Raw genomic sequence first — 23,831 nt, 5'->3', positions numbered from 1 at the left:
CATGACCAGCTCCTCCGCAGCCGCCGCGCCCCGGCGCCGTACGGGCGGCCGTGCCGCTCCCGCACCGGCCGGGCCACCCGCCGACGTCCACCCCGTGCTGCGCCGCTCCAGCGCGCCGCCCGCGGCCCTCGACCTGCTCGCCCAGGCCCGCGCGGGCCTCGACGAGGCGGTCGCCCTCGACCCGCCCAACGAGCGGTACGCCACCGCCCACCTCGCCGCGCTGCGCACCGCGGCCGCCGTGCTCGCCGTGCGGGGCAGGCCGGAGACCAATGCCCGTAAACGGACCAGGATCCGCAGCGCCTGGGAGGTGCTGCCCGAGATAGCGCCCGAGCTCACCGAGTGGAGCGCCCTGTTCGCCTCGGGGGCCGCCCGCCGGGCCCGGGCCGAGGCGGGCATACCGGGCGCGGCGACCCGGCGGGAGGCCGACGACCTGATCCGGGACGCCGCGATGTTCCTGCGCCTGGTCGAGCGCCTCCTCGTCCTCCAGCCCGTGCTGCCGCGCCAGACCGGCGCCGGGGAGGCCACGGGGTGAGGGGCCGTTGAGCCGGGGACGGCGCGCGAGGCCATAGGGTGGGAGGCGTTCGTACACCGTCACCGAGGAGTCAACAGCCGTGTCGGACCCTTCCCCTGTCTTCGGTCGAGAGGCGTCGTCGCGCCCGTCGCGCGCCTCCCTTCGTACGGCCGTCGTCTGGGACGTCCTCAAGGACGCCCTCGACCGCCGGGTCAAGGCCACCGGGAAGGACAGCCTCGATGTCCTCGACACGGGCGGCGGCTCCGGCAACTTCGCCGTGCCGGTGGCCCGTCTCGGCCACCGGGTGACCGTCGTCGACCCCAGCCCCAACGCCCTCTTCGCGCTGGAGCGCCGGGCCGCCGAGGCCGGGGTCGCCGAGCGGGTCACCGGCGTCCAGGGCGACATCCGGGGGCTCTTCGACGTGGTCGCCCGCGACGGGTACGACGTGGTGCTCTGCCACGGCGTCCTGGAGTACGTGGACGACCCGGCCGAGGGCGTACGGAACGCGGTGGCCGCGCTGCGGGGCGGCGGCGCGCTCAGCCTGCTCGCGGCGGGCGTCGGCGGCGCCGTCCTCGCCCGCGCCCTGGCCGGCCACTTCACCGAGGCCAGGAACGCCCTCGGCGACCCGGCCGGCCGCTGGGGCGAGGGCGACCCCGTGCCCCGCCGCTTCACCGCCGAGCAGCTCACCGAGCTGGCCGGCGCGGCCGGTCTGGACGTGGGCGCGGTGCACGGCGTACGGGTCTTCGCCGACCTCGTCCCCGGCGCCCTGGTCGACACCGAGCCCGGCGCGGCGGAGGCCCTGCTCAAGCTGGAGGCCGCCGCGGCGGAGCTTCCGTCGTTCCATGCCATCGCCACCCAGTTGCACCTCCTGGGCGAGAAGCGCCCCTGACGCTCGGCCCTGCGGCGCTGATCAGCGACGCAGCCGCACATGGAGTACGCCACAGCACCCCCGGCCGACGGCTTTGCCCCGTATGATCGGGGGACACCGTCCGGCATGACAGGGAAGGTGCTGGGGAATCAACGCTTCAGCAACCTGACCGCATGGCGGCCCGGATTGGCGAATACGCGTTGAGGGCGGGTTTCACGGGGGCGATTCCCTGCCTATCCTGAAAGGGCCGCATCCCGGTCGCCCCCGCGACCGACGACTAGGAGGACTCCGTGCCGCTCTCGGAGCACGAGCAGCGAATGCTCGAGCAGATGGAGCGAGCGCTGTACGCCGAAGATCCCAAGTTCGCGACAGCGCTCGAGGGAAGCGGACTGCGTACGTACACCCGGCGACGGGTCTACCAGGCAGTCGCCGGCTTCCTGGTGGGTATCGCGCTCCTCATGGCTGGAATGGTCGCTCAGCAGATCTGGATCAGCGTGGTGGGGTTCCTCGTCATGCTGGGCTGCGCGGTCCTGGCGGTCACCGGATGGCGCAAAGCGCCCAAGCCGGGTGAGCAGCAGGCGACGACAGGCGGGGCGGAGGCCGGGGGTCGGCAGACCCGACGGCGCCGCTCGGTGATGAACCGGATCGAGGAGCGGTGGCAGCGCCGCCGCGACGAACAGCAGGGCGGCGGCCACTGAGGCCGCGCCGAGGGCCCTGCCCCTGACATCTCCCGAGCCCCGTGGGCCGGCACGCCGCAGCGCGTCCCGCTCCACGGGGCTCGTTGCGTTCGGGGGCCGCGTCGAGGGCGTCGCCCCCAGGCCCTGTCCCGGCCTCGGCGCCCCCCGTCGTGGGCAGTCGTTCCGCTGGGGCGGAACGGGTGGGCCAACGGAACGGCGCCCCTGCGGGCGCCTCCGCCCGTGCCCCTCGTCCACCCCAGGGCCCTCGCGCGACGCAACCGCCCCGGTGTGCGGGCGGGGGGCCTGGAGCGGAACGCGCCCGCAGGGGCGCCGTCCCGTGTGCCCACCCTTCCCGCCCAGCGGGACGGGTGGGCACACGGGAGTGGGCACGGGGTCCCTCAGGGCTTCGGGTGGGAGGGCTTGGGGCGGAGGCGGGTGGTTGCGCGGGTTGTCAGGGCGTCGCGGGTCGCGCGCCAGCGCGTGGTCGTCGTCGACCACCACGCCGAGGCGGCCCAGACCACCCGAACGGCCGAGTGCGGCGCGAGCAGGGCGCGGATGCGGACGCCGCGGGACGACGCCGCCGTGAAGCCCGAGCGGACCAGGGACACCTCGTCCACCAGGCCCGTGCCCGGGCGGGGCCGCGGGGCGTAGAGAACCTGCTCGACCGCCCGGGCCACCCGGTGCACCGCGTTCGCCGGTTCGCCCTCCAGGGCGGCCAGGCGGACGATCCGCGCCGCCGTCCTGCGGGGCGTCATCGACTCGTCCGGCACCACCCCGTGGTCCCAGGCGGTGTCGTTGATCTCCCGCCACGCGTCCAGCGTCCTCGCCGCCCCGTCCTCGGCGGTCCGCCCCGAGGAGCCGAGCCGCCTCGCCCGTACCCGGCTCCGCCACAGCGACGGCGACAGCGGCAACAGGACCAGCGCCGCCACCCCCAGGCACACCAGCACCACCGCCAGCGGGTTCGTACCGCCGCCGTCCGACGAGGCGGCGCCCGCCACCTCGTCCTGGCCGCACTCGCCCTGGCGGCGCATCTGCGCCGGGCAGCTCTCCGAGGTGCTCGGCGCCGCGGACGGCGCCGCCGAGGCGCTGCTCGACGGCTGCGCCGACTCGGACGGCGTGCCCGACGGAGACTGCTCACGCGTGTACTCCGGCGCGGACCCCCGCGACGGGGTCGGCTCGAACCGGGTCCACCCCGCGCCCTCGAAGTACAGCTCGGGCCAGGCGTGGGCGTCCCGGATGCCGACCGACAGCGTGCCGTCGGACTGCCGGCTGCCCGGCATGAAGCCGACCGCCACCCGCGCCGGGATCCCGATCGACCGCGCCATCGCCGCCATCGAGAACGAGAAGTGGACGCAGAAGCCCTCCCGGCGCTCCAGGAAGCGCGTGATCGCCTGGACTCCCGTACCCGAGTCCACGTCGACGTCGTAGCGGAAGCCGCCGTCCGTCGTGAACCAGTCCTGGAGCTTCACGGCCCGCTCGTAGTCGTTCCGGGCGTTCTTCGTGACCTGAAGAGCCGTCGCCCGCACCACGGGCGGCAACGAGTCGGGGATCTTGGTGTACTCGGCGCGGAGCGACTCCGGCGCCGGCGGGGCGTCCGCAAGCTGCTGGGCCGTCGGCCGGACGTCGAGGCTCGTCACCGAGTAGCGCGCGCCCGCCGTGTTCTGCCCGTCGTCGCCGACGAGCATCCGGCCGGCGGGCTCGTACCGCCAGCGGCCACCGATCTCCACCCGGTCCGCCGGGAAGGGCATCGGCAGCCACTTCTGCTCGTACGTCGGGGAGGCGACGAAGTTGCCCGTCACCTCGATCGTGCGGACCAGGTCGCTCAGCCCGGTCGGCCGGGGCAGCCGCTCGGGCACGTCCTCGATGGGGCGGACCGAGGACTTCCACGACGTGCCGTCGAACTGGTCGAGGGCGACCAGCCGCAGGTACTGGCCGTTCGTGTCGGTCGCGTTCGATCGGTACCTCAGCACCTCACGGTCCTCGGGCTGGCGGAGGTTGTCCTGGAGCGAGACCAGCGGGTTCACCGCCGAGATCGTGCCGCCCTTGCCACCGTCGCCCGGTCCCCCGCCCGGCGCGCCGAACAGGCCCCCGGAGAGCGTGGGCAGCACCGCAGGCACCGCCAGCGCGACGCCCATGGCGACCACGCCGATCCGTCGCCCGGTCCGCACGGCGGCGAGCGCCTTCCCGCCCCCCGAGCCCCCAGAGCCCCCGGACCCGGTTCCGGATCCCGTCCCCGGTCGCCCGGTCCGTGGCGCGCCGCCGAAGACGCGGCCCCACTGCGAGAGCCGGTCCCGGCTCTCCGCGAGGAGCAGCAGCAGATAGCCGGAGGCGGCGAACAGGAACCAGAGCCAGCTCGCGCCGCCCTCGGAGAGCCCCGCCGCCACCGAGTACAGCGCGAGCAGCGGCAGACCCGCGGGGGCCGCGCTGCGGAAGGTCACCGCGAGCGTGTCCACCAGGAGCCCGATCAGGAGCACGCCGCTGATCACCATCAGCCGGATGCCCTCGGTGTCCGGCGCCGGCGTCGCGTACGTACCGACGTCGTCGGCACCCGCCTGGAACAGCGCGGCGAACCGGGACCAGGCCGTCGGCCCGGGCAGGAAGCCGAGCAGCGCCTGCTCCCGGGCGAAGACCAGGGTCAGCGCGAGGAGGGTGACGACGAACTGGGCCGCCACCGTCACCGGCCGCGCCAGCGGCACCCGCCGGGTCCAGGCGCCGACGCCGCTCTGCACCGCCAGCAGGATCGCCGCCGTGAGGATCCACGTCGACGGACTCACCAGCGGAAGGAGGGCTCCCGCCGCCATCAGCGTGGCCGCGTAGGCGCCCAGTGTCAGCCGCCCGCGGCCGCTCATGACCAACCTCCGTAGGTGTCACCCGAGGCGCTCTCCGCCCGGATGCCGCTCGCCTGCCGCCACAGCTCGGCGAGCCTGGCCCCCGGAGGCACGGCCAGCGCCGTCCACCCGGCCTCGCGCAGCTGCCGCAGCCGCTCGTCGATCGCGCCGGCCACCGCGCCGCCGGTCAACCACGTCCCGGAGTCCAGGACGAAGGCGACGGCCGCGCCGCCGCGCTGCCGCATCCGCGCGGCCAGCGCGGCCTGCTCCTCGTCGATGTCGCCGACGAATGCGACGAGCAGGCCCTCGTTCCCGCCGCGCAGCACGTCGTACGCGCGCGAGAGACCGGCCCCTTCGGAATGGTCCACGACGGCGAGGGCGTCCATCAGCAGCCCGGCCGCCTCGGCCGAGTCCTGCGAACTGCCGGCGAACCCCTCCGCGCCCTCGCCCGGCACCGCCGTGCCCGTGTCGGTGAGGAGCCGTACCGAGAAGCCGCGCTCCAGCATGTGCACGAGGACGGAGGCCGCGCCCGAGACCGCCCACTCGAAGGCCGAGTCGGGGCCCGCGCCCTGGTAGGCGAGGGCGCGGGTGTCGAGCAGCACCGTGCAGCGGGCCCGCTGCGGCTGCTCCTCACGGCGCACCATCAGCTCGCCGTAGCGCGCGGTGGACCGCCAGTGCACCCGGCGCAGGTCGTCGCCGTGGCGGTAGGCGCGCGGAATGATGTCGTCGTCCCCGGCGAGCGCCAGCGAGCGCAGGCTGCCGTCGCCGTACCCCGCCGCCTCACCGGTCAGCTTCACCGGCGGCAGCGCTTCGGTCCGGGGGACCACGGTCAGGGTGTCGTACGCGCTGAAGGAGCGGGTCAGCTCGCACATGCCGAACGGGTCGTTCAGCCGGAGCTGGAGCGGGCCCAGCGGGAAGCGGCCGCGCAGATCGGAGCGGACCCGGTACGACACCTCGCGCCGGCCGCCCGCCTCGACCCGGTCCAGGACGAACCGGGGCCGTGGCCCGAGCATGTACGGGACGTGGTCCTGGAGCATCAGCAGGCCGGTGGGCAGCTTGGAGACGTTGTCCATCCGGAGGTGGACCCGGGCCTCCGAGCCGACCGGCACCCGCTGCGGCGACAGCCGCCGGCTGCCCGCCACCCGGTAGCGGGTGCGGTGCAGCACGCCGACGCAGATCAGCGGCAGCACGGCGAGCAGCAGCCCGACGCGCAGCAGATCGCCCTGGCCCAGGACGTAGGCGCAGGCCCCGGCGGCGAGACCGGCGGCGAGGAAGGACCGGCCGCGCGTGGTCAGACCGCTCAGGGCGGCGCGCAGCCCGGTCCCGTCCTCGGCCGGGGGGCCGTCCCGGTCGTCGGCGCCCCGCTGCCCCTCCGGCGCGGCGGAGGTCGTCATCACAGCGGCCGGACGCCGGGCTGCTGGCCGTAGTGCGGGCCGGCGGGCGGCGCCGCGGCCGGAACGGGGGTGCGCTGCAGGATGTCGAGGACGACCTGCTCCGCGGTGCGCCGGTTCAGCTGGGCCTGGGCCGTCGGCAGGAGCCGGTGGGCGAGGACCGGCACGGCGAGCGCCTGGAGGTCGTCCGGCAGGACGTACTCGCGGCCGCTGAGCGCGGCGGACGCCTTGGCGGCGCGCAGCAGGTGCAGCGTGGCCCGCGGGGAGGCGCCGAGTCTCAGGTCGGGGTGGTGCCGCGTCGCGCCGACGACCTCGACGGCGTACCGGCGCACGGAGTCGGCGACATGGACGCCCCGGACCGCGTCGATCAGCTTGACGATGTCATGGGCGTGCGCGACCGGCTGGAGGTCGTCCAGCGGGTTGACCCCGCCGTGGACGTCGAGCATCTGGAGCTCGGCCTCCGCGCTGGGGTAGCCGATCGAGACCCGTGCCATGAAGCGGTCGCGCTGGGCCTCGGGGAGCGGGTACGTGCCCTCCATCTCCACCGGGTTCTGCGTGGCCACCACCATGAACGGGCTCGGCAGCTCGTACGTCTGGCCGTCGACCGTGACCTGCCGCTCCTCCATGGACTCCAGGAGCGCGGACTGGGTCTTCGGCGAGGCGCGGTTGATCTCGTCGCCGATCACGATCTGGGCGAAGATCGCGCCCGGCTTGAACTCGAAGTCCCGCCGCTGCTGGTCGAAGATCGACACGCCCGTGATGTCCGAGGGCAGCAGGTCGGGCGTGAACTGGATGCGGCGCACCGAGCAGTCGATCGACCGCGCCAGCGTCTTGGCCAGCATCGTCTTGCCGACGCCGGGGACATCCTCGATCAGAAGATGTCCCTCGGCGAGCAGCACGGTCAGCGAAAGCCGTACGACCTCAGGCTTGCCCTCGATCACACCCTCCACCGACCTGCGGACACGCTCCGCTGTGGTGGTCAGATCTGTGAGGCTCGCTCGATCGTCATAGGTCGTCACCCGGCCCTCCTCGGCCCCTCCGTAAACACCGACACCTGCCCCCGAGGTGTCTCGGGGGGTGTCACCCGAGCATTCTTGTTGCCTCTGCCGGGTTGTGTCACTCGGCTGTGGACAACGGGGAGCGATATGCCGGGGTTTGCTGTGTTGCGCCCGGTGAATCGGGTCGGGAGCGGCCGGGGACATGGTCGTGATCAGGCCGGATCAGGCCGGGTCGATCTCGCGCAGCAGACCGGTCGTCACGTCGAAGACGAAGCCCCGGACATCGCCGGTGTGCAGCAGGAACGGGGAGGTCCGCACCCGCTGCATCGACTGCCGGACGTCCTGCTCGACGTCACGGAAGGCCTCCACGGCCCAGGCCGGCCGCTGACCGACCTCCATCTCCAGGTCGTGCCGGAACTCCTCGGTGAGCGACTCCAGACCGCAGCCGGTGTGGTGGATGAGCACCACACTGCGGGTGCCGAGGGCACGCTGGCTGATCGTGAGGGAGCGGATCACGTCGTCGGTGACCACGCCGCCCGCGTTGCGGATGGTGTGGCAGTCGCCGAGCTCCAGGCCGAGCGCGGCGTGCAGGTCGAGGCGGGCGTCCATGCAGGCGACCACGGCCACGTTCAGCACGGGCCGGGCGTCCATGCCCGGGTCGGTGAACTTGGCGGCGTATCGCCCGTTGGCCTCGACGAGCCGGTCGGTGACGGTACCGGCGGTGCCTATCACGTCGGAGGAATCAGCGGATTCGGCGGAGAGGTGCGCAGAGGTCGACATGAATACGACGGTAATGGTCACGCCCACCGGAGGCCCGCTGTGAGAGTGGACAAAGAACGTCAATGAGCCTTGTTGTGAGGTAACCCACAGGCGGGGCGGGGGCACGTCCATCCGGGTGAGTCGCCGGGAACGACCGGCTCCGTCCGACGGCCCGCGCGACGCGCCAGCCGGTTGATTGACCGTCGGGGTCAGTGGACTAAAGTGACGCGGAGTTTCACGGAGACATTGAGCGATTTCCGCAGTTTCTCCCCCGCGTGTGCGGCGGATGCGTAGCGGCCGCGCCGAATCTGAGCCGAATTCTGAGAGGGCGCATTGAGCAACGACCGACACGTCCCGGTGATGCTCCAGCGGTGCCTGGACATGTTGGCCCCCGCCCTGGAGCGCCCCGGCGCGGTCGTCGTCGACTGCACCCTCGGCCTCGGCGGCCACAGCAAGGCACTGCTCAAGCGGTTCCCCGAGGCGCGCCTGGTCGCCCTCGACCGGGACAAGGAGGCGCTGCGGCTCTCCGGCGAGCGGCTCGCCCCGTACGGAGAGCGCGCCACGCTCGTCCACGCGGTCTACGACGAGCTGCCCGAGGTCCTCGACCGGCTCGGCATCCCGCGCGTCGACGGCATCCTCTTCGACCTGGGCGTCTCCTCCATGCAGCTCGACGAGGCCGACCGCGGCTTCGCGTACGCGCAGGACGCGCCGCTCGACATGCGCATGGACCAGACGACCGGCGTCAGCGCCGCCGAGGTCCTCAACACCTACCCGGCCGGCGAGCTGGTCCGGATCCTGCGGGCGTACGGCGAGGAGAAGCAGGCCAAGCGGATCGTCTCGGCGGTCGTGCGCGAGCGCGACCGGGAGCCCTTCACCAACAGCGCCCGCCTCGTCGAGCTGATCCGCGACGCGCTCCCGCAGGCGGCCAAGCGCACCGGCGGCAACCCGGCCAAGCGCACCTTCCAGGCCCTGCGCATCGAGGTCAACGGCGAACTGACGGTCCTGGAGGAGGCGATCCCGGCGGCGGTGAAGGTGCTCGCCGTCGGCGGCCGGATCGCGGTCCTGTCCTACCACTCCCTGGAGGACCGGCTGGTCAAGCAGGTCTTCGCGGCCGGCGCCGCGAACACCGCGCCGCCCGGCCTGCCGGTGGTCCCCGAGCAGTACCAGCCCCGCCTGAAGCTGCTCACCCGCGGCGCGGAACTCCCCACCGAGGAGGAGATCGCCGAGAACCGCCGCGCGGCCCCGGCCCGGCTCCGAGGAGCGCAGCGCATCCGGGAGGACGAGCGCGCATGACGACGAAGGGGCCGCTCAAAGGGCGGGCCGCGCGACTCGGGCGGCTGATGCCCTCGGGACCCAGCAGCGCCGCCCGTACCCCCTTCGTCCTGCTGGTCGTCGTGCTCCTCGGCGGCGGGCTGATCACCCTGCTGCTGCTGAACTCCGCCCTCAACCAGGGCTCCTTCAAGCTGCGCGACCTCAAGAACCGCACCACCGAGCTGACCGACGAGGAGCAGGCCCTCCAGCGGGACGTGGACGACTACTCCGCGCCCGACGCGCTGGAGCGGCGGGCCCGGGAACTCGGCATGGTCCCCGGCGGCAGCCCCGCCTTCCTCGACCCCGACGGGACGGTGCGCGGCGAGCCCTCCAAGGCCTCCGCCCCGACGCCCGGCGAGCCGCCGAAGCCCGACCCGGCGCCCCAGCCGGACCCCACGCCGACCACGCAAACCACGCCGACCACGCCGACCGCGACGAACACGGCGAGCACGGCGAACGGCACGCAGCCCACCCCTGTCCCGCCCTCCGCGACGACGACCGCGCCCGCCCCGACGAACACCGGCAGGTGACCCGAGTGCCCCCGAAGGAGCCCCCGCGCCGCCGGGTGCCCGGCCCCGCCCGCGCCGATCGCCCGGCGCGCCCGGCCGGCCCCCGCCCGACCACGGCCCGCCCGGCCGCCGCCCGCTCCGGAGCCCCGCGCAGGCCCGCCACCCGCCCGCCGGCCCGGCCGAAGGCGCGCACCATCCGGCTCGGCAGCCCCAAGCCCCGGCTGCGGCTCGTCTCCCTCGGCCTGACCCTCGTGATGCTGGCCTTCGTCGTCCGGCTCCTTCAGGTGCAGGCCGTCGACGCCGGCGAACTCGCCGCCAAGGCCGAGGCCCACCGCTTCCAGGAGTACACGCTCTCCGCCGACCGGGGCGAGATCACCGACCGCTCCGGCATCGCGCTCGCGGCCAGTGTCGACGCGTACGACATCACCGCCGACCCCAAGCTCTTCACGCCCGAGCAGAGCAAGGTGCGGGACGCCCCCGAGCAGGCCGCCGCGCTCCTCGCGCCGCTCCTGGGCAAGGAGCCCGCGGAGCTCGCCAAGAAGCTCCGCACCCCCAAGTCCCGCTACACCCTGCTCGCCCGCAAGCAGACGCCTCAGGTCTGGAACCAGATCAAGGACCTCAAGAAGGTCTACGAGAAGAAGGCCACGCCCGCCGAGGGCGGCAACGGCGTCAGCCTGCTCGGCGGCATCCTCAGCGAACCCAGCACCAAGCGCGTCTACCCCAACAGGGAGCTGGCCGCCGGGATACTGGGCTACGTCAACGGCGAGGGCCGCGGCGCCGGCGGCCTGGAGTCCATGCTCGACAAGGAACTCGCGGGCCAGGACGGCAAGATCAGGTTCGCCGAGTCCGGTGGCCGTCAGGTGCCCACCGCCGGCTCCCGGGGCACCCCGGCCGTGCCCGGCTCCGACATCGAGCTGACCATCGACCGGGACATCCAGTGGGCCGCCCAGCAGGCCATCACCGAGCAGGTGCGGAAGTCCAAGGCCGACCGCGGTTACGTCATAGTGCAGAACACGAAGACCGGCGAGGTCCTGGCCATGGCCAACGCCCCCGGCTTCGACCCCAACGACCTGTCCGCGGCCAACGCCGCCGCGATGGGCAACGCGGCCCTCCAGGACGCCTACGAGCCCGGCTCCACCAGCAAGGTCATGTCCATGGCCGCCGTTCTGGAGGAGGGCGTCGCCACCCCCGGCACCCACGTCACCGTCCCCAACCGGCTGCACCGCGGCGACCGGCTCTTCAAGGACGACATCGACCACCCGACCTGGTACCTGACCCTCAACGGGGTCCTCGCCAAGTCCAGCAACATCGGCACGATCCTGGCCACCGGCCAGCTCGGGAAGACCCAGGCCGAGGCCAACCGGGTCCTCCACTCGTACCTGCGCAAGTTCGGCATCGGCAGCCCCAGCGGGCTCGGCTACCCCGGCGAGACGCCGGGCATCCTCGCCAAGCCGCAGAACTGGTCGACCTCGCAGCAGTACACCATCCCCTTCGGCCAGGGCCTCTCCATCAACGCCATGCAGGCCGCCTCGGTCTACTCGACCATCGCCAACGGAGGCGTACGGATCGAGCCCACCCTCGTCCGCGGCACCAAGGGCCCCGACGGCCGGTTCACCCCGGCGCCCGCCCCCCAGCAGACCCGGGTGGTCAGCGAGAAGACCGCCAAGACCCTCGCGCAGATGCTGGAGTCCGTGGTCGGCAACGAGGAGGGCACCGGCACCAAGGCCCGCATCCCCGGCTACCGGGTCGCGGGCAAGACCGGCACCGCCAACCGCGTCGACCCCGAGCTCGGCCGCTACAAGGGGTACACAGCCTCCTTCGCGGGCTTCGCGCCCGCCGACGACCCGCAGATCACGGTCTACTGCGCCATCCAGAACCCCACCAAGGGGAACTACTTCGGCGGCCAGATCTGCGGACCCATCTACAAGAAGGTCATGGAGTTCGCCCTCAAGACCTTGCACGTGGCCCCGACCGGCAGCGAGCCCGCCCGACTGCCGGTCATTTTCAAGGACAGCGAGTGACACGCCGGGAGCACCAGTGAGCACGATCACCCCCCATTCCGGGAACCGGAAATCGAACTCCGGCGACGCCCGGGCCTCTTTTGGCCCCGCGGCGGGTGAGCCCGGTACGCTCACCGCCGTGCCACACGCTGATCAGTACCGAACCGCCCCGCCCCGCCCCGAGCAGGCCCGCCCGACACCCTTGGGCGACCTGGCCGCCCGGCTCGGGATCGAGACGCCCGGCGCCACCGACGTCACGGGCATCACCCACGACTCACGGGCGGTACGCCCCGGTGACGTGTACGCGGCCCTCCCCGGCGCCCGGGTGCACGGCGCGGACTTCGCCGCCCAGGCCGCCGGGCTCGGCGCCGCCGCGATCCTCACCGACCCGGCGGGCGCCGCACGTGCCGCCGAGACGGGCCTGCCGGTCCTGGCGGTGGAGGACCCGCGCGGCCGGATGGGCGAGCTCGCCGCCGAGATCTACGGCCGGCCGGGTGAGGACCTCCTCCAGATCGGCATCACCGGTACCTCCGGCAAGACCACCACCGCCTACCTGGTGGAGGGCGGTCTCCAGGCGGCCGGCCGCATGAGCGGCCTCATCGGCACGGTCGAGATGCGGATCGGCGACGAGCGCATCAAGTCCGAACGGACCACCCCCGAAGCCACCGACCTCCAGGCCCTCTTCGCCGTCATGCGCGAACGCGGTGTCGAGGCGGTCGCGATGGAGGTCTCCAGCCACGCCCTCGTGCTCGGCCGGGTCGACGGCTGCGTCTTCGACGTCGCCGTCTTCAACAACCTCAGCCCGGAGCACATGGAGTTCCACTCCGACATGGAGGACTACTTCCAGGCCAAGGCGCGGCTCTTCACCCCCGAGCGCAGCAGGCGCGGTGTGGTGAACCTCGACGACGCCTACGGCCGCCGGCTCTCCGAGGAGGCGACCGTCCCGATCGTCACCTTCTCCGCCGAGGGCCACCCGGACGCCGACTGGCGCGCCGAGTCCGTCGAGATCGGCTCGCACGGCTCCACGTTCACGGTCGTCGGCCCCGAGGGCGAGCGGATCACCGCCGCCGCCCCGCTGCCCGGCCCGTTCAACGTCGCCAACACCCTCGCCGCGATCGTCACCCTGGCCGTCGCCGGGCTCGACCCGCAGACCGCGGCCGACGGCGTCGCCGCCGTCCCCGGCGTCCCCGGCCGCCTGGAGCGCGTCGACGCCGGCCAGCCGTACCTCGCCGTCGTCGACTACGCCCACAAGACGGACGCCGTCGAATCGGTCCTGCGCTCGCTGCGCAAGGTCACCGAGGGCAAGGTGCACATCGTCCTCGGCTGCGGCGGCGACCGGGACACCACCAAGCGCGGCCCGATGGGCGCCGCCGCGGCGCGCCTCGCCGACACCGCCGTACTCACCTCCGACAACCCCCGTTCCGAGGACCCCCTCGCGATCCTGGCCGCGATGCTCGCGGGCGCCGCCGAGGTGCCCGTGCACGAGCGCGGTGACGTCCTGGTCGACGCCGACCGGGCCGCCGCCGTCGCCGCGGCCGTGGCCCGCGCCCAGCCGGGCGACACCGTGCTCGTCGCCGGCAAGGGCCACGAGCAGGGCCAGGACATCGCCGGGGTGGTCCGCCCCTTCGACGACCGCCAGGTCCTGCGCGCAGCGATTGAACGCAGCCTCAAGAACAGTCAGGGATAAGTTGTGATCGCCCTCTCCCTCGCCGAGATCACCGCAATCGTCGGCGGGCAGTCGCACGACATACCGGATCCGGCCGTCCGGATCACCGGTCCCGTCGTCATCGACTCCCGCGAGGTGAAGCCCGGCAGCCTGTTCGCCGCCTTCGCCGGCGAACAGGTCGACGGCCACGACTACGCGGCCCGCGCCGTCGAGGCGGGCGCGGTGGCCGTGCTCGCGGCCCGCCCCCTCGGGCTGCCCGCGATCGTCGTGGACGACGTCCAGGCGGCCCTCGGCGCCCTCGCGCGGGCCGTCGTCGAACGCCTCGGCACCGACGTCGTCGCGCTGACCGGCTCGGCCGGCAAGACCTCCACCAAGGACCTGATCGCCCAGGTCCTGCAGCACCACGCGCCCACCGTCTGGACACCCGGCTCGCTCAACAACGAGATCGGGCTGCCGCTGACGGCGCTGCGCGCGAGCGACGAGACCCAGCACCTGGTCCTCGAGATGGGCGCCCGCGGCATCGGTCACATCCGTTACCTCACCGGACTGACCCCGCCGCGCATCGGACTCGTCCTCAACGTGGGCTCCGCCCACATCGGCGAGTTCGGCGGCCGCGAGCAGATCGCGCAGGCGAAGGGCGAACTCGTCGAGTCGCTGCCGCCGGCCGACCAGGGCGGTGTCGCGGTCCTCAACGCCGACGACCCGCTCGTGCGCGCCATGGCCGAACGGACCCGCGCGCGCGTGACGTTGTTCGGAGAGTCGGACGAAGCGGTCGTACGTGCCGAGAACGTCCGTCTCACAACTGCTGGACAGCCCTCTTTCAAGCTTCACACACCCACCGGGTGCAGTGACGTGACCTTGCGCCTGTACGGTGAGCACCACGTGTCGAACGCGCTCGCCGCGGCCGCCGTCGCCCATGAGCTGGGCATGTCCGTGGAGGAGATCGCCACCGCGCTCTCCGAGGCGGGCACCCTGTCGCGCTGGCGCATGGAGGTCACCGAGCGTCCGGACGGCGTGACGATCGTCAACGACGCCTACAACGCGAACCCCGAGTCCATGCGAGCCGCCCTGCGCGCGCTCGCGGCCATGGGCCGGGCCGCACAGGCCCAGGGGGGCCGTACGTGGGCGGTGCTCGGCAAGATGGCCGAGCTCGGAGACGCATCGCTCGCCGAGCACGACGCGGTCGGACGGCTCGCCGTCCGGCTCAACGTCAGCAAGCTCGTCGCGGTCGGGGACAGGGAAGCGTCCTGGCTGCAACTGGGCGCATATAACGAGGGTTCGTGGGGTGAGGAGTCGGTGCACGTGTCCGACGCGCAGGCGGCGGTCGACCTGTTGCGCAGTGAGCTGCGCCCGGGGGACGTCGTCCTTGTGAAGGCTTCCAGGTCGGTCGGTCTGGAGCAGGTCGCCCTGGCCCTCCTCGACTCCGAGAGCGAGGTCACGGGCCGATGAGGCAGATCCTCTTCGCGGGGGCCATCGGGCTCTTCCTGACCCTGATCGGCACCCCGCTGCTCATCAAGCTCCTTGCGCGCAAGGGGTACGGGCAGTTCATCCGCGACGACGGCCCGCGCGGCCACGCCGGGAAGAAGGGCACGCCCACCATGGGCGGCATCTCCTTCATCCTGGCCACGCTCATCGCGTACGCCCTGGCCAAGGTCATCACCGGTGAGGACCCGACGTACTCGGGCGTCCTCGTCCTCTTCCTGATGGCCGGCATGGGTCTGGTCGGCTTCCTCGACGACTACATCAAGATCGTCAAGCAGCGTTCGCTGGGTCTGCGGGCCAAGGCGAAGATGGCCGGCCAGCTGATCGTCGGCATCGCCTTCGCCGTGCTCTCGCTCCAGTTCGCGGACCTGCGCGGGCTCACCCCGGCCTCCACGAAGCTCTCCTTCATCACCGACTTCGGCTGGGCCATCGGGCCGGTGCTGTTCGTGATCTGGGCGCTCTTCATGATCCTGGCCATGTCCAACGGCGTGAACCTGACGGACGGTCTGGACGGCCTGGCCACCGGCGCGTCGGTGATGGTCTTCGGCGCGTACACCTTCATCGGCCTCTGGCAGTTCCAGGAGTCCTGCGCCAACGCGATCACCCTGACCAACCCCAACGCCTGCTTCGAGGTCCGCGACCCGCTCGACCTCGCGGTCGTCGCCTCCGCCCTGATGGGCGCCTGCTTCGGCTTCCTCTGGTGGAACACCTCGCCGGCCAAGATCTTCATGGGCGACACCGGTTCGCTGGCCCTCGGCGGCGCGCTCGCCGGCCTCGCCATCTGCTCCCGTACCGAGCTGCTGCTCGCCCTGCTCGGCGGCCTGTTCGTGCTGATCACCATGTCGGTGGTCATCCAGGTCGGCTCGTTCAAGATGACCGGCAAGCGCGTCTTCCGGATGGCCCCGCTCCAGCACCACTTCGAACTCAAGGGGTGGTCGGAGGTCCTGGTCGTCGTCCGGTTCTGGATCATCCAGGGCATGTGCGTGATCGTGGGCCTGGGCCTCTTCTACGCGGGATGGGCATCCGAAAAGTGAGCTGGAACGGCAAGAGGGTCACCGTCGCGGGTCTCGGGGTCTCCGGGATCCCGGCCGCCCGGGTCCTGCACGGCCTCGGCGCCGTCGTGACCGTCGTCAACGACGGCGACGACGAGCGCTCCCGGGCGCAGGGCGCGGAGCTGGCGGCGGAGGGGATCACCGTCCGCCTCGGCGACGGCGACACCCTGCCCGAGGGCACCGAACTCGTCGTCACCGCGCCCGGCTGGCGGCCCGACAAGCCGCTCTTCGCCGCCGCCGCCGAGGCGGGCGTCGAGGTCTGGGGCGATGTCGAGCTCGCCTGGCGCCTGCGCGGCCCCGACGCCGCCCCCTGGCTCGCCGTCACCGGCACCAACGGCAAGACCACGACCGTGCGGATGCTGGCCTCCATCCTGGAGGCCGCCGGGCTGCGGACCGCCGCCGTCGGCAACATCGGCGTCTCGCTCCTCGACGCCGTGCTCGGCGAGGAGACGTACGACGTCCTCGCCGTCGAACTCTCCAGCTACCAGCTGCACTGGGCGCCTTCGCTGCGCGCCCACTCGGCCGCCGTGCTCAACCTCGCGCCCGACCACCTCGACTGGCACGGCTCGATGGAGGCGTACGCCGCCGACAAGGGCCGGATCTACGAGGGCAACACCGTCGCCTGCGTCTACAACGCGGCCGACAAGGCCACCGAGGACCTCGTCCGCGAGGCCGACGTCGAGGAGGGCTGCCGCGCGATCGGCTTCACGCTCTCCACCCCCGGCCCCTCGCAGCTCGGCGTCGTCGAGGGCATCCTCGTCGACCGGGCCTTCGTCGAGAACCGGCAGAAGCAGGCCCAGGAGCTCGCCGAGGTCGCGGACGTGAACCCGCCCGCCCCGCACAACATCGCCAACGCGCTCGCCGCGGCCGCCCTCGCCCGCGCCTTCGGCGTGGAGCCGAAGGCCGTACGGGACGGGCTGCGGTCCTTCCGGCCCGACCCGCACCGCATCGAGCTGGTCGAGGAGATCGAGGGCGTCGTCTACGTCGACGACTCCAAGGCCACCAACACCCACGCCGCGGAAGCCTCGTTGGCGGCCTACGACCCGATCGTCTGGATCGCCGGCGGCCTCGCCAAGGGCGCGACCTTCGACGAGCTCGTGACGGCTTCGGCGAAGCGTCTGCGCGGCGTCGTCCTCATGGGCGCCGACCGCGAGCTGATCCGCGAAGCCCTGACGCGACACGCCCCCGAGGTCCCGGTCGTGGACCTCGACCGGACCGACACTGGGGCGATGTCCGAGGCGGTCCAGGAGGCGGCGCGGCTCGCCCGCCCGGGCGACACGGTCCTGCTGGCCCCGGCCTGCGCCTCGATGGACATGTTCGCCAACTACAACAAGCGGGGCGAGGCCTTCGCGGACGCCGTCCGGGCCCTCGCCACCACCGGGCGCGGCTGACCTGACCAGCAAGGGGGTCCGGCAGCGCCGGGCACGACTGGAGGGGACAGCGACCATGCCGAGCAGAACCGCCGGGACCCGTCGGCCCTCCGCCGTCCGCGGCGGGGGCCGCTCTCCCGCGCCACCGGGGCCCGCCCGCGCCGGTGGCGTACGCCGGATGTACGAGCAGGCGCGGCGGGCCTGGGACCGGCCCCTCACCGCGTACTACGTCATCCTCGGCGCCGCGCTGCTCATCACCACGCTCGGCCTGGTGATGGTCTACAGCGCCTCGATGATCACGGCGCTCCGCTACGACCTCGTGCCCTCCTACTTCTTCCGCAAGCAGTTCTTCGCCGCGATCCTCGGCACCGCGCTGCTCCTGGTCGCCTCCCGGATGCCGGTCAAGCTGCACCGGGCGCTCGCGTACCCGATCCTGGTCGGCGCCGTCTTCCTGATGGTGCTCGTCCAGATCCCGGGGATAGGGCGGGCGGTCGGCGGCAACCAGAACTGGATCTCGCTGGGCGGACCGTTCATGCTCCAGCCCAGCGAGTTCGGCAAGCTGGCGCTCATCCTGTGGGGCGCCGATCTGCTGGCCCGCAAACAGGACATGAAACTTCTCACCCAGTGGAAGCACATGCTGGTGCCGCTGGTGCCCGGCACGTTCCTGCTGCTCGGCCTGATCATGCTCGGCGGGGACATGGGCACGGCGATCGTGCTCACCGCCATCCTCTTCGGGCTGCTGTGGACGGCGGGTGCCCCCACCAGGCTCTTCGTCGGGGTGCTCACGGTCGCGGGGGCGATCGGCTTCCTGCTGATCAGGACCAGTGACAACCGGCTGAAGCGGTTCGCCTGCATCGGCGCCACCGACCCCGGGGGAGAGGGCGCGCCCTGCCTCCAGGCGGCCCACGGCATCTATGCTCTGGCCTCGGGCGGATGGTTCGGTTCCGGACTGGGCGCCAGTGTGGAAAAATGGGGTCAACTACCCGAAGCGCACACCGACTTCATCTTCGCCGTCACCGGGGAGGAACTGGGTCTGGCGGGGACGCTGTCGGTACTCGCCCTGTTCGCGGCTCTAGGCTATGCGGGTATCCGCGTGGCCGGACGCACGGAGGACCCCTTCGTGAGGTACGCCGCGGGAGGCGTGACCACCTGGATCACGGCGCAGGCCGTGATCAACATCGGTGCGGTGCTCGGCCTGCTGCCGATCGCCGGTGTCCCGCTCCCGCTGTTCTCGTACGGGGGGTCGGCCCTGCTGCCGACCATGTTCGCCGTCGGGCTCCTCATCGCCTTCGCGCGACAGGAACCCGCCGCGAAAGCGGCCCTGGCCATGCGCCGCCCCGGCTGGGGCAAGCGGGCCGGGGTGAGATGGAAGTCGATGCGACGGCGCGTCAAGAAGCGTCCGTCCGGAGAGCGGTGAATTTCGGTGCATGTCGTACTCGCCGGTGGGGGGACCGCCGGCCACATCGAGCCCGCGCTCGCCCTCGCGGACGCCCTGCGCAGGCAGGACCCGACCGTGGGGATCACGGCGCTCGGGACCGAGAAGGGTCTGGAGACCCGGCTCGTGCCCGAGCGGGGCTACGAGCTGGCGCTCATCCCCGCCGTTCCGCTGCCGCGCAAGCCCACCCCTGAGCTGATCACCGTCCCCGGACGGCTGCGCGGCACCATCAAGGCGGCCGAGCAGATCCTGGAGCGCACCAAGGCGGACTGCGTGGTCGGCTTCGGCGGCTACGTGGCGCTGCCCGGCTACCTGGCGGCCAAGCGCCTCGGGGTGCCGATCGTGGTCCACGAGGCCAACGCGCGGCCAGGCCTGGCCAACAAGATCGGCTCGCGGTACGCGGCCGGGGTCGGCGTCGCCACCCCGGACTCCAAGCTGCGGAACGCCCGTTACATCGGCATCCCGCTGCGGCACACGATCGCCACGCTCGACCGGGCCCGGGTCCGGCCCGAGGCGCGCGCCGCCTTCGGCCTCGACCCGAACCTGCCGACGCTGCTCGTCTCCGGCGGCTCGCAGGGCGCCCGCCGCCTCAACGAGGTCATCCAGCAGATCGCCCCGGTGCTCCAGCGCTCGGGCATCCAGATCCTGCACGCGGTCGGCCCGAAGAACGAGGTCCCGCGTGTCGACAACATGCCCGGGATGCCGCCGTACGTCCCGGTACCGTACGTGGACCGGATGGACCTCGCGTACGCGGCGGCGGACATGATGCTCTGCCGCGCGGGCGCGATGACCGTCGCCGAGCTCTCCGCCGTCGGGCTGCCGGCCGCCTACGTCCCGCTGCCGATCGGCAACGGCGAACAGCGGCTCAACGCCCAGCCGGTGGTCAAGGCCGGCGGCGGACTGCTCGTCGACGACGCGGAGCTCTCGCCGCAGTGGGTGCAGGGCAACGTCCTGCCCGTACTGGCCGACCCGCACCGCCTGTACGAGATGTCCCGCGCCGCCGCCGAGTTCGGCCGCCGGGACGCCGACGACCTGCTCGTCGGCATGGTGTACGAGGCGATCGCCGCGCGGCGCTCGTAGGCGGCGGGCCGCGCCCGCACAGCACAGGAGGCAGGGGACGTGTCGGGACCGACGACAGCGGAGAAGCGTGGCACACGCGAGCCGAAGGGGTCGTCGGAGCGGGACTCCTCCGGTCCGGGCATCCGGAATTTCGTATTCCGAGTGCCCGGGCCGCGCTTCCTGCTGATCGCGCTCGCCCTCGTCCTGATCGCGGTCGGCGCGATCTGGGCGCTCTACGGCTCCTCCTGGTTCCGGGTGGAGCGTGTCTCGACCACCGGAACACGGGTCCTGACGCCCCGTGAGGTGGAGGAGGTCGCCGCCGTGCCGATCGGTTCTCCGCTCGTCTCGGTCGACACCGACGCCATCGAGGCGCGTCTGCTCGGGAAACTGTCCCGCATCGACACGGTCGAGGTCATGCGGTCCTGGCCGCATGGAATCGGTCTGAAAGTGACGGAGCGGAAGCCGGTTCTGGTGGTGGAAAAGGGCGGAAAGTTCATGGAAGTGGACTCCGTCGGAAAGCGTTTCGCCACCGTGGACAAAGCACCCTCAGGCGTACCGAAACTCCTCCTGAACGCCGGCGCCGCGCCGAGCCTGCGCCGCTTCGACGAGGACCGGCTGGTCCTCGAAGCGGTGGGCGTGGCGGGCGAACTCCCCGAGAAGATTGCCCGGGACACTCGTGTCGTCGAGGTCACCTCCTACGACTCCATCACCCTGGAGCTCCGAGGCGGCCGGACGGTCTTCTGGGGCAGCGGCGAGGACGGGCCCGTCAAGGCCCGGGTCCTCACCGCCCTGATGAAGGCGACGCCCAAAGCGGGGCACTTCGATGTAAGCGCCCCCACCGCCCCCGCCGCGTCGGGCAGTTGACGCCCATACATGCTGGCCAGCACCCTGGTTGGCCAGCGCTACGGGTGATCACATAGGGTGAAAAGAAAAACGGGAGGTTCGGCGTGTTCGTTGAACGTGCGCCACTTGTCGACTTAGTGTCCTGTTCGGAAGAGTCCAGCGAACAGAGACACTGGTAACCCTAAACTTCAACGTTAGGGTTTGGGTCGGCGTTTCGGACCGTCCCATCGGCATCCGTCGTCGCAGCGCGACTACCACCGCGAAGCGGCGACACGTAACTCGAGGCGAGAGGCCTTCGACGTGGCAGCACCGCAGAACTACCTCGCAGTCATCAAGGTCATCGGTGTCGGCGGCGGTGGTGTCAATGCCATCAACCGAATGATCGAGGTCGGTCTCAAGGGCGTCGAGTTCATCGCGATCAACACCGACGCGCAAGCGCTGTTGATGAGCGACGCCGACGTCAAGCTCGACGTCGGCCGTGAACTCACCCGTGGCCTCGGGGCCGGGGCGAACCCGGCCGTCGGTCGTAAGGCGGCAGAGGACCACCGTGAGGAGATCGAGGAGGTCCTCAAGGGGGCCGACATGGTCTTCGTCACCGCCGGCGAAGGTGGCGGCACCGGCACCGGCGGCGCACCCGTCGTGGCCAACATCGCGCGCTCGCTCGGCGCCCTCACGATCGGTGTGGTCACGCGGCCGTTCACCTTCGAGGGACGCCGTCGGGCCAACCAGGCGGAGGACGGCATCGCCGAGCTCCGCGAAGAGGTCGACACCCTCATCGTCATCCCGAACGACCGGCTGCTCTCGATCTCGGACCGTCAGGTCTCCGTGCTCGACGCCTTCAAGTCGGCCGACCAGGTGCTGCTGAGCGGTGTGCAGGGCATCACCGACCTCATCACCACCCCCGGTCTGATCAACCTCGACTTCGCCGACGTCAAGTCGGTCATGTCCGAGGCCGGTTCGGCCCTCATGGGGATCGGCTCCGCCCGCGGCGACGACCGCGCGGTGGCGGCGGCCGAGATGGCGATCTCCTCGCCGCTCCTGGAGGCCTCCATCGACGGCGCCCGGGGCGTCCTGCTCTCCATCTCCGGCGGCTCCGACCTCGGTCTCTTCGAGATCAACGAGGCCGCGCAGCTGGTGAGCGAGGCGGCCCACCCCGAGGCCAACATCATCTTCGGCGCCGTCATCGACGACGCCCTGGGCGACGAGGTACGGGTCACGGTCATCGCGGCCGGCTTCGACGGCGGCCAGCCGCCGGCCCGCCGGGACAACGTCCTCAGCTCGGCCTCGGCCAAGCGCGAGGAGCCGGCCCCGGCTCCCCGCTCCACCGAGCGCCCGCTCGGCGGACTCGGCACCGTCGCCCCGCGCGAGGAGCCGGCCGCCCCGTCCGAGCCGGCCCCGGCCGCCTCGGCCGAGAGCTCGCTGCCGCCGGCCACCCCGCCGGTGGTCCCCCCGGCCCGTCCGTACCCGGACACCCAGGCCGAAGAGCTGGATGTCCCGGACTTCTTGAAGTGATAGGGCGGCACGACCACGAGAACGGCGCGCACTTCGCCTTCACCGACAGGTGGGGCGGGGTGAGCGCCGTTCCGTACGAGGAGCTCAACCTCGGCGGCGCGGTGGGGGACGACCCCGAGGCCGTCCGCGCCAACCGGGCGCGGGCCGCCGGGGAGCTGGGGCTCGACCCCCGGCAGGTCGTGTGGATGAACCAGGTGCACGGCCCCGATGTCGCGGTGGTCGACGGACCCTGGGGGGGCCGGCCGGTCCCCGAGGTCGACGCGATCGTCACCACCCGGCGCGGACTCGCCCTCGCGGTCCTGACCGCGGACTGCGTCCCCGTACTCCTCGCGGACCCGGTGGCCGGGGTCGCCGCGGCCGCCCACGCGGGGCGTCCCGGGATGATCGCCGGGGTCGTACCGGCCGCCGTGCGGGCCATGATCGAACTGGGCGCCGAACCGGCCCGGATCACCGCCCGGACCGGCCCCGCCGTGTGCGGGCGCTGCTACGAGGTGCCGGCGGCGATGCGGGCCGAGGTGGCCGCCGTCGAGCCGGCGGCCTTCGCCGAGACGTCGTGGGGGACCCCCGCCGTGGACGTCGGCGCCGGGGTGCGGGCCCAGCTCGCCCGGCTCGGGGTCCGGGACGTCGAGGACGCCGGGGTCTGCACCATCGAGTCGGGTGACCACTTCTCGTACCGCCGCGATCGCACCACCGGGCGACTCGCGGGATATGTCTGGTTGGACGGATATGACGGACCGTAAGACGGAGCTCGCCGAGAACCTGGCGCGGGTGGAGGAGCGGATCGCCGCCGCGTGCGCGGCATCGGGGCGCGAGCGGTCGGACGTGACCCTGATCGTGGTCACGAAGACCTACCCGGCGAGCGATGTGCGCATCCTGCACGAACTCGGCGTACGGGATGTGGCGGAGAACCGCGACCAGGACGCCGCCCCCAAGGCCGCCGCCTGCGCGGATCTGGACCTCCGCTGGCACTTCGTCGGCCAGTTGCAGACCAACAAGGTCCGTTCTGTGACGAGTTATGCGGATGTCGTGCAGTCCGTCGACCGTTTGAAGCTGGTCACCTCTCTCTCGGCGGCCGCCGGGAAGGCCGGGCGCGAACTGGGCTGCCTCGTCCAGGTCGCGCTCGACGCCGAATCGGGCGAGCGCGGCGAGCGCGGTGGCGTGGCGTCGGACGGCATCGAGGAGTTGGCCGCCGCCGTGGCGGCGGCGCCCGGACTCCGGCTCGACGGACTGATGACCGTCGCCCCACTCGCCGGGCCCTTCGCGGGGCGCCAACGTGCGGCGTTCGACCGCCTGATGGATTTGTCGACTCTCCTGCGCACGACTCGTCCGGCTGCGAACATGGTGTCCGCGGGAATGAGTGCGGACCTCGAGGACGCCGTGGCGGCCGGAGCGACACATGTGCGCATCGGTACGGCGGTACTGGGTGTCCGCCCCAGGCTCGGGTAACGTCGCGAAGCAAGTCGGACCACAGCAGAAAATATGGTCATTCCCGCCGGTCGGTGGGGTGGACCTCGTGGATCACGGGCACTTGGCGACAGGGCCGATCCACCACAGAGCGGA

20 protein-coding genes are annotated in these 23,831 nt (G+C 72.4%); 16 read left to right on the top strand and 4 right to left on the bottom strand.

The window, feature by feature from the left end; all coding sequences use genetic code 11:
* Position 1 precedes the first annotated feature (1 nt).
* From ACIPPS_RS17225 to ACIPPS_RS17215, 3 genes are all read left to right on the top strand, one after another.
* On the top strand, positions 2 to 532 hold the full coding sequence (locus tag ACIPPS_RS17225; protein WP_401432237.1) for an SAV_6107 family HEPN domain-containing protein: 531 nt from the start codon (positions 2 to 4) through the stop codon (positions 530 to 532).
* Positions 533 to 611: 79 nt separating this feature from the next.
* Positions 612 to 1,400 (top strand): class I SAM-dependent methyltransferase, encoded by a 789-nt coding sequence (locus ACIPPS_RS17220; protein ID WP_401432234.1) that lies wholly within the window; start codon positions 612 to 614, stop codon positions 1,398 to 1,400.
* Between the two features lie 269 nt (positions 1,401 to 1,669).
* Complete coding sequence (locus tag ACIPPS_RS17215) at positions 1,670 to 2,077, top strand: DUF3040 domain-containing protein (RefSeq protein WP_401432231.1); 408 nt, start codon at positions 1,670 to 1,672, stop codon at positions 2,075 to 2,077.
* 377 nt (positions 2,078 to 2,454) lie between these two features.
* On the opposite strand, the gene ACIPPS_RS17210 is transcribed toward ACIPPS_RS17215, so the two are convergent.
* The 4 genes from ACIPPS_RS17210 to ACIPPS_RS17195 all read right to left on the bottom strand — a co-directional run bounded on the left by ACIPPS_RS17210 (position 2,455) and on the right by ACIPPS_RS17195 (position 8,053).
* Entirely contained in the window at positions 2,455 to 4,905 is a 2,451-nt protein-coding gene (locus tag ACIPPS_RS17210) for a DUF3488 and DUF4129 domain-containing transglutaminase family protein (protein ID WP_401432228.1), read from the bottom strand.
* Positions 4,902 to 6,278, bottom strand: a complete 1,377-nt coding sequence (locus tag ACIPPS_RS17205; RefSeq protein ID WP_401432225.1) for a DUF58 domain-containing protein — start codon at positions 6,276 to 6,278, stop codon at positions 4,902 to 4,904. The genes ACIPPS_RS17210 and ACIPPS_RS17205 overlap by 4 nt, the downstream gene beginning before the upstream one ends.
* Entirely contained in the window at positions 6,278 to 7,294 is a 1,017-nt protein-coding gene (locus ACIPPS_RS17200; RefSeq protein ID WP_401432222.1) for an AAA family ATPase, read from the bottom strand. The genes ACIPPS_RS17205 and ACIPPS_RS17200 overlap by 1 nt, the downstream gene beginning before the upstream one ends.
* 201 nt (positions 7,295 to 7,495) lie before the next feature.
* On the bottom strand, positions 7,496 to 8,053 hold the full coding sequence (locus ACIPPS_RS17195) for a beta-class carbonic anhydrase (protein WP_401432219.1): 558 nt from the start codon (positions 8,051 to 8,053) through the stop codon (positions 7,496 to 7,498).
* A gap of 312 nt (positions 8,054 to 8,365) precedes the next feature.
* Between ACIPPS_RS17195 and rsmH the strand changes: the two genes are divergently transcribed.
* From rsmH to ACIPPS_RS17130, 13 genes are all read left to right on the top strand, one after another.
* The gene (gene rsmH, locus ACIPPS_RS17190; protein WP_401432216.1) at positions 8,366 to 9,325 is read left to right on the top strand and encodes a 16S rRNA (cytosine(1402)-N(4))-methyltransferase RsmH; all 960 of its coding nucleotides are present in this window, start codon (positions 8,366 to 8,368) and stop codon (positions 9,323 to 9,325) included.
* Positions 9,322 to 9,873, top strand: a complete 552-nt coding sequence (locus ACIPPS_RS17185) for a septum formation initiator family protein (protein ID WP_401432213.1) — start codon at positions 9,322 to 9,324, stop codon at positions 9,871 to 9,873. The genes rsmH and ACIPPS_RS17185 overlap by 4 nt, the downstream gene beginning before the upstream one ends.
* Before the next feature lie 5 nt (positions 9,874 to 9,878).
* On the top strand, positions 9,879 to 11,873 hold the full coding sequence (locus ACIPPS_RS17180) for a penicillin-binding transpeptidase domain-containing protein (RefSeq protein ID WP_401432210.1): 1,995 nt from the start codon (positions 9,879 to 9,881) through the stop codon (positions 11,871 to 11,873).
* 16 nt (positions 11,874 to 11,889) lie between these two features.
* Positions 11,890 to 13,539 (top strand): UDP-N-acetylmuramoyl-L-alanyl-D-glutamate--2,6-diaminopimelate ligase, encoded by a 1,650-nt coding sequence (locus tag ACIPPS_RS17175; RefSeq protein WP_401432207.1) that lies wholly within the window; start codon positions 11,890 to 11,892, stop codon positions 13,537 to 13,539.
* Positions 13,540 to 13,542: 3 nt separating this feature from the next.
* Complete coding sequence (gene murF, locus ACIPPS_RS17170; protein ID WP_401432204.1) at positions 13,543 to 14,967, top strand: UDP-N-acetylmuramoyl-tripeptide--D-alanyl-D-alanine ligase; 1,425 nt, start codon at positions 13,543 to 13,545, stop codon at positions 14,965 to 14,967.
* A complete protein-coding gene (gene mraY / locus ACIPPS_RS17165; protein ID WP_401432201.1) occupies positions 14,964 to 16,034 on the top strand; it encodes a phospho-N-acetylmuramoyl-pentapeptide-transferase in 1,071 nt (356 codons plus the stop codon). Before murF ends, mraY begins: the two co-directional genes overlap by 4 nt.
* Entirely contained in the window at positions 16,016 to 17,443 is a 1,428-nt protein-coding gene (gene murD / locus ACIPPS_RS17160) for a UDP-N-acetylmuramoyl-L-alanine--D-glutamate ligase (RefSeq protein WP_401432198.1), read from the top strand. Before mraY ends, murD begins: the two co-directional genes overlap by 19 nt.
* A gap of 55 nt (positions 17,444 to 17,498) precedes the next feature.
* Positions 17,499 to 18,839 carry a putative lipid II flippase FtsW gene (ftsW, locus tag ACIPPS_RS17155; protein ID WP_401432195.1) on the top strand — a complete coding sequence of 447 codons (1,341 nt, stop codon included), beginning with the start codon at positions 17,499 to 17,501 and terminating at the stop codon, positions 18,837 to 18,839.
* A gap of 6 nt (positions 18,840 to 18,845) precedes the next feature.
* Positions 18,846 to 19,937 carry an undecaprenyldiphospho-muramoylpentapeptide beta-N-acetylglucosaminyltransferase gene (gene murG / locus ACIPPS_RS17150; protein WP_401432192.1) on the top strand — a complete coding sequence of 364 codons (1,092 nt, stop codon included), beginning with the start codon at positions 18,846 to 18,848 and terminating at the stop codon, positions 19,935 to 19,937.
* Positions 19,938 to 19,976: 39 nt separating this feature from the next.
* The gene (locus ACIPPS_RS17145) at positions 19,977 to 20,780 is read left to right on the top strand and encodes a cell division protein FtsQ/DivIB (RefSeq protein WP_401432189.1); all 804 of its coding nucleotides are present in this window, start codon (positions 19,977 to 19,979) and stop codon (positions 20,778 to 20,780) included.
* A 279-nt stretch (positions 20,781 to 21,059) separates the two neighbouring features.
* Entirely contained in the window at positions 21,060 to 22,271 is a 1,212-nt protein-coding gene (gene ftsZ / locus ACIPPS_RS17140) for a cell division protein FtsZ (protein WP_401432187.1), read from the top strand.
* Positions 22,268 to 23,011 (top strand): peptidoglycan editing factor PgeF, encoded by a 744-nt coding sequence (gene pgeF, locus ACIPPS_RS17135; protein ID WP_401432185.1) that lies wholly within the window; start codon positions 22,268 to 22,270, stop codon positions 23,009 to 23,011. Before ftsZ ends, pgeF begins: the two co-directional genes overlap by 4 nt.
* Positions 22,998 to 23,717 carry a YggS family pyridoxal phosphate-dependent enzyme gene (locus ACIPPS_RS17130; protein WP_401432183.1) on the top strand — a complete coding sequence of 240 codons (720 nt, stop codon included), beginning with the start codon at positions 22,998 to 23,000 and terminating at the stop codon, positions 23,715 to 23,717. Before pgeF ends, ACIPPS_RS17130 begins: the two co-directional genes overlap by 14 nt.
* Positions 23,718 to 23,831: the final 114 nt, after the last annotated feature.

The sequence above is a fragment of the Streptomyces sp. NPDC090127 genome, from assembly GCF_044746945.1.
Lineage (GTDB): Bacteria > Actinomycetota > Actinomycetes > Streptomycetales > Streptomycetaceae > Streptomyces.
The sequence above is the reverse complement of the archived record's forward strand: the minus strand, read 5'-3'. Positions and strand labels throughout refer to the sequence as shown.